This window comes from Streptomyces sp. NPDC002690 (assembly GCF_053592415.1).
Genome location: NZ_JBSFVR010000452.1, coordinates 1 through 5,233, shown reverse-complemented (window position 1 = coordinate 5,233; position 5,233 = coordinate 1). Strand labels below are relative to the sequence as shown.

Below are 5,233 nucleotides of genomic sequence, written 5' to 3'. Positions count from 1 at the left end.
ACACGGTGTACGACGCGGTGGCGGAGGGGCTGCGCATCCACGGCCACCGGGGCGATTGCTCAGTGATGACGCCCGGGACGCTGCCGGGCCGGAACGCGCGCCGGCGGGGTACGCGGGCCCGGGAGACGCTCCCGACGGAGTGGTACCCAGTGCGGAGGAGCAGAAGGCCGGACCGGCGGCGACCGGGACGGCCGAGGGTGGCGACGGAAAGGCGTCCGGCGGGCCGGACCCGGTCGCCCTGCCCGGGTCGGGCGCCGGCGCCGCGATACCCCTGGCACCGGGTGAGGCTCCCACCGCCGCTGCCCAGGGCAAAGTATCCGGTCAGGGAAACGGCGCGGCTCCCGCGGCCACCAAGGCCCCGGGACAGGTGACGGCGTCCGCCACGCCGGCGGCCGCGCGGACGACCGCCGCGGCAGTGGCGCCGCACGTGACGCACACCTACACCGCCTGGAACGGCCCGCACTGCTCCTCGTCGGGAGCCACGTACCACGAGTACGGTTCCTCGGTCACGCCCAACGACGGCGACCAGTGGACGACTCACACCGGCGGATACTCCCTGCACGGCTGCACCGGACGATTCCGTTCGCTGCCGATGAGCGGCACCACGGGCGACAGCACCAACCGCGTGGTCTTCGCCTTCGCCACCGGTCAGGTGACGTCGGGCACCTGCCGGGTCAGCGTGTACGTCCCGAAGGACACCAACATCAAGCATGTGGGCGGCAATCCGTCGTACTACACGGTCCACGACGGCTCCGGCTCCTCGTCCTCCCAGGTGGGTGCGTTCTCCGTCGCCCAGGTAGCGCACCGGGGCCAATGGGTCAGCGGCCCCACGGTACGGATCACCGGCGGCCACGTCGCACTCGTCCTCCACGACCGGGGCAAGGACTGGAACTCCGACGGCCCGACCGACGCCCACCACGCGGTGGACGCGGTGGGAGTGAACTGCACGGGCTGACACCTGCGGGCGCGCAGACGGCCCACCGCCGGGAGTCTCGCCCCGGCCCCTCCCCCGCTCACCGTCCCCCCTCCACGACGGCTCCGCCCGCACCCACGGCCTGGGCGCGGTTCAGCGGTCCGTGCCCGGGCCCCATGCCGGGCACGGGCCGCTGTGCTGTCCGACGAGCCGGTCGTACCGGCCGTGCGGGACCGTCCCCGCACCGCTCCCTCCTTCCGTCCGTCGTCATCGCCTCCCCTTTTGGCAGGTCGGAGCCGTTGGGCGAATGTTCGGCAAACTCTTGACACCCGCTGAGCGCGCCCGCATCCTTTCGCCAGAAATCGCAACGGCGTTGCGATTTCCGCACCGCCGAAGACAGGCGACATGCGACACGCGACGGACGCAGGAGGGGTCGGCACCATGACGGAGCACGGCACGAGCACCAGCAACCCGGCAGCAGCCGGGCCCCGGACCGGCGGGGTCCTGCAGACCGTGGACCGGGCCCTGCTCGTCCTGCTCACCTTCAGCGTGCAGCGGCCCGAGTGGGGCGTCAGCGAACTGGCCCGCCACCACGGCTGGGACAAGGCAGTCGTGCAGCGGCTGCTCACCACCCTGACCGCGCGCGCCTTCCTGGTCTGCGACGAGACGACCCGTCGCTACCGGCCGGGCCCCGCCCTCTCCCGGCTGGCGAGAGTCGGGGAGCACAGTGGGGTGCTCCCCTCGCTGGCCCGGCCCGTCCTCGCCCGGCTGCTCCGCGAGACGGGCGAGAGCATCGTTCTCAACGTCCCGCACGGCGGCAGCTACCGCTGCGAGGCCGCCGTCGACGGAACGGGGCCGGTCCGGTACACCGCCATCATCGGCGCGGTCATGCCCGGCCACGCCGGGGCCTCCGGCCACGCCATCTTCGCGTACCACCCCGAACGCGCGGTGCGGCAGATGTTCGGCGCCACCGGGCTGACCCGTTTCAACGACCGCACCATCACCGATCTCGACGTCCTGCTCACCTGCTACGCCCAGGTCCGCGCGGACGGTCACAGCGTCAGCCACGGCGAGTACGACGAGGCCGTCACGGCGGTCGCCGCGCCCGTCTTCCAGGGAAGCGACGTGCCCGCCTCGCTGACCGTCATCGGCCCCTCCCACCGCGTGGACCGGGCTCTCGACACCCTCGTGCCCTTGGTACGTGCCGGAGCTGCGGAGATCACCGAGGCCCTCGGCGGATGAACCGCCTGCCGGCCCTGCCACCCCGCCGGGACCGCACCCGCACACAGCCGTCACGGCCGCGGCCCGCCACCGCGCGTACCGCCGGTCTTCCCCGTCCCAGCCACCGAAGGGGTGCCCCCATGGCGCACCACGTCTCCACCCAGCACACGGCCGAGCCACCGGGACCCGGCTCCCGGACCGGCAACGGCGTCGACGCCGACGAGATCCGGTCCCATCCGCGGGTCATGGAACCCGCGCTGCTGGTGATCCTGGTGGTCCTCTCCGCCGTGGGCGCCGTCATCGGTATCGACCTCGTCTCCAAGCTCGGGATATCCGCCAACACCTCCGTGGTCGGCGCCCTGGTGGCGATGCTCATCGGCCGGATACCGCTGGGCTTCCTGCGCCGGATGCGTTCCGTGCACCGGCAGAACCTCGCCCAGAGCGCCATCTCCGCCGCCACCTTCGCCTCCGCGAACGCACTGCTGACCTCGGTGGCCGTGCCCTACGCCTTCGGGCACAAGGACCTGGTCTGGCCGATGCTCGCCGGGTCCTTCGTCGGCCTGGTGGTGGACGCCTGGGTGCTCTACCGGGCCTTCGGTTCCCGACTGCTGCCCGCCGACGCCGCCTGGCCTCCCGGCACGGCCGCGGCCGAGACCATCAAGGCGGGCGACCGGGGCGGGCGCCGGGCGCTCGTCCTCGCCGGGGGTACCGTGGTCGGCCTGGCCGGAACGCTCTTCAGCCTCCCGCTCTCCGCGGCCGGCGTCGCCTTCCTGGGCAACGTCTGGGCCCTGCTGATGTTCGGCATCGGCCTGATGCTGCGCCAGTACAGCCCCGACCTCTTCGACACGGACCTGGGTGCCGGATACATTCCGCACGGCGTCATGGTCGGTGCGGGAATCGTGGCGCTCGGCCAGGCCGTTCACCTGCTCCTCGGCCGGCGCGCACGCGGACAGCGGGCGTCGCGGGAAGCACCGGCCGCCCCCGCGGCGAGCACGCCGGCTCCCCCGCAGGACCCGTCCACCGCCCACACCGTGGACGAGCGCGCACTTCGGCTCTCGCTGGTCCGGGGGTACGCGCTGTTCACCGGCGGCGCGGCGCTCCTCGCCGTCCTCGGCGGGCTGATCGGCGACATGAGTCCGCTGGGCATCGTCGGCTGGGTACTCTTCGCCGCCTTCGCCGCCCTGGTCCACGAGCTCATCGTGGGACTGGCCGCCATGCAGTCCGGATGGTTCCCGTCCTTCGCCGTCACCCTGATCTTCCTCGTTCTCGGGCTGGCCCTCGGCATCCCGTCGGTGCCACTGGCGCTCCTGGTGGGGTACGTCTCCGCGACCGGCCCCGCTTTCGCGGACATGGGGTACGACCTCAAGGCGGGGTGGCTGCTGCGCCGCGACCACCGCCCCTGGGACGCCTTCGAACGCGAGGGCCGCCGCCAGCAGTTCCTGGCGGCCCTCATCGGATTCGCCGTCGCCCTCGTCGTCGTCGCGATCGCCTGGCGCTCGTACTTCGAGCAGGGGCTCATCCCGCCCGTCGCCAAGGTGTACGCCGCCACCCTCACGAGCGGTCTCAGCGACCCCGACACCGTCCGCACCATGCTGCTCTGGGCCGTCCCCGGCGCCGCGATACAGCTGCTCGGCGGCACCCGTCGGCAGATGGGCGTCATGCTCGCCACCGGCCTGCTCATCCTCACCCCGCAGGCATGCTGGCTGGTCCTCGGCGCCCTGGCCGTCCGGGTCGGTTACCGGAAGCTGCGCGGCCCCGCCGCGGCCGAGGAACTCAACCTGGTCGGCGCCGGACTGATCGCGGGCAGCTCGCTCGGCGACTCCGCGCAGATCCTCAAGACCTGACGCACCGGTGGGGGAACCGGCGACACGCCCGGACACCCTCCCGGACCGCGCCCTTTCACCGCTCCACTCAGCACCACCCGCACGGCAAGGAGATCCCTCCATGGACATGTACAGCAGGCTCGAACCGCGTCCCGAGTACCTCAGCTTCGAACTCGCCCTGGCCGCCCGCAAGCTCGTCGAGGAGGTCATGCTCGTCAAGAGCGGCGAGCACGTCGTCCTCACCGGTGACACCAGCAGCGACCGCCGGGTGATCGAGGCGACCGCCCAGGCCGTCGCCGCCGCCGGCGCACACCCCGTCGTCGTCTGGTACGAAACGCTGCCCGGCGCCTCCATGGAGCCGCCCAGGCCGGTGGCCGGCGCCATCGCCGACGCGGACGTGTGGATCGAGTTCGCCGTCTCGTACCTGATGCACTCCGACGCCTTCCGGGCCGCCATGGCCAACGGCTGCCGCTACACCAACCTCACGGCGATGGACGTCCAGATGCTGGTCGCCACCGTGGGCCGCCCCGACTTCCAGGGGGTCATCCGCCTCGGGAAGGCTCTCGTGGCGCTCCTGGAGGCGGCGGACGAGGTCCGCATCACCTCCGCCAACGGCACCGACCTGGTCGGCCGCAACGGGGACCGTCCGATCAACCTGCGCGGGAAGCCGGCCGAGAAGCCGGGCGAGACGGTCATGCTCTCCGGCCAGATCTCCTGGAACCCGCTGGAGGAGACCCAGGACGGTGTACTCGTCTTCGACGGGGCCCTGTGGCCGCCGGACGAGATCGGTCTGCTGCGTTCTCCCGTGCGCTGCACCGTGGAGAAGGGCGTCGTCACCAAGATCGAGGGCGGCGCGGACGCGGACACGTTCCGCCGCTGGATGGAGTCCTTCGACGACCCGAACATGTTCCGCGTGGCGCACTGGTCGCTCGGGTTCAACCCCGGCGTGCTCGCACCGACCGGCCGCATCGTCGAGGACGAGCGCGTCTTCGGCTGCGTCGAACTCGGCATCGGCACCAAGGGCGCCTGGATCGGCGGCGAACCGTGGGTGGCCGCCGCGCACACCGACGGCAGTGTGCTGGGCCCGTCGATCTACCTGGACGGCGTCGCCATCGAGGTGGACGGCCGGTACGTACACCCGGAGCTGGTCACGATCTGCCGCGAACTCGGAGTCGCCGGCTACTGAGCCCCCGGCACGGGCGGGTCCGCCGTCCCGGAACACCCGGGGCGGCGGACCCGCCCGTCGCGCGCTTGTCGCCCGTGCGCCCGTTCCGCG

Annotated in this window: 4 protein-coding genes; all 4 read left to right on the top strand. The window is 72.5% G+C overall.

Annotated elements, in window-relative coordinates; translation table 11 throughout:
- The first annotated feature begins 139 nt into the window (after positions 1 to 139).
- The 4 genes from ACWD3D_RS33075 (at position 140) to ACWD3D_RS33060 (ending at position 5,143) form a co-directional block, all read left to right on the top strand.
- Positions 140 to 955 (top strand): hypothetical protein, encoded by an 816-nt coding sequence (locus ACWD3D_RS33075; protein WP_451464418.1) that lies wholly within the window; start codon positions 140 to 142, stop codon positions 953 to 955.
- 399 nt (positions 956 to 1,354) lie between these two features.
- Positions 1,355 to 2,155 carry an IclR family transcriptional regulator gene (locus ACWD3D_RS33070; protein ID WP_451464417.1) on the top strand — a complete coding sequence of 267 codons (801 nt, stop codon included), beginning with the start codon at positions 1,355 to 1,357 and terminating at the stop codon, positions 2,153 to 2,155.
- Between the two features lie 119 nt (positions 2,156 to 2,274).
- Positions 2,275 to 3,978 carry an OPT/YSL family transporter gene (locus tag ACWD3D_RS33065; RefSeq protein WP_451464416.1) on the top strand — a complete coding sequence of 568 codons (1,704 nt, stop codon included), beginning with the start codon at positions 2,275 to 2,277 and terminating at the stop codon, positions 3,976 to 3,978.
- 100 nt (positions 3,979 to 4,078) lie between these two features.
- Complete coding sequence (locus ACWD3D_RS33060) at positions 4,079 to 5,143, top strand: hypothetical protein (RefSeq protein WP_451464415.1); 1,065 nt, start codon at positions 4,079 to 4,081, stop codon at positions 5,141 to 5,143.
- The last annotated feature ends 90 nt before the right edge of the window (positions 5,144 to 5,233 follow it).

Excerpts from the sequence above, each read along its gene's own strand:
- ACWD3D_RS33065 (WP_451464416.1), top strand. The coding sequence starts at position 2,275 with ATGGCGCACCACGTCTCCACCCAGCACACGGCCGAGCCACCGGGACCC.
- ACWD3D_RS33070 (WP_451464417.1), top strand. The coding sequence starts at position 1,355 with ATGACGGAGCACGGCACGAGCACCAGCAACCCGGCAGCAGCCGGGCCC.
- ACWD3D_RS33060 (WP_451464415.1), top strand. The coding sequence starts at position 4,079 with ATGGACATGTACAGCAGGCTCGAACCGCGTCCCGAGTACCTCAGCTTC.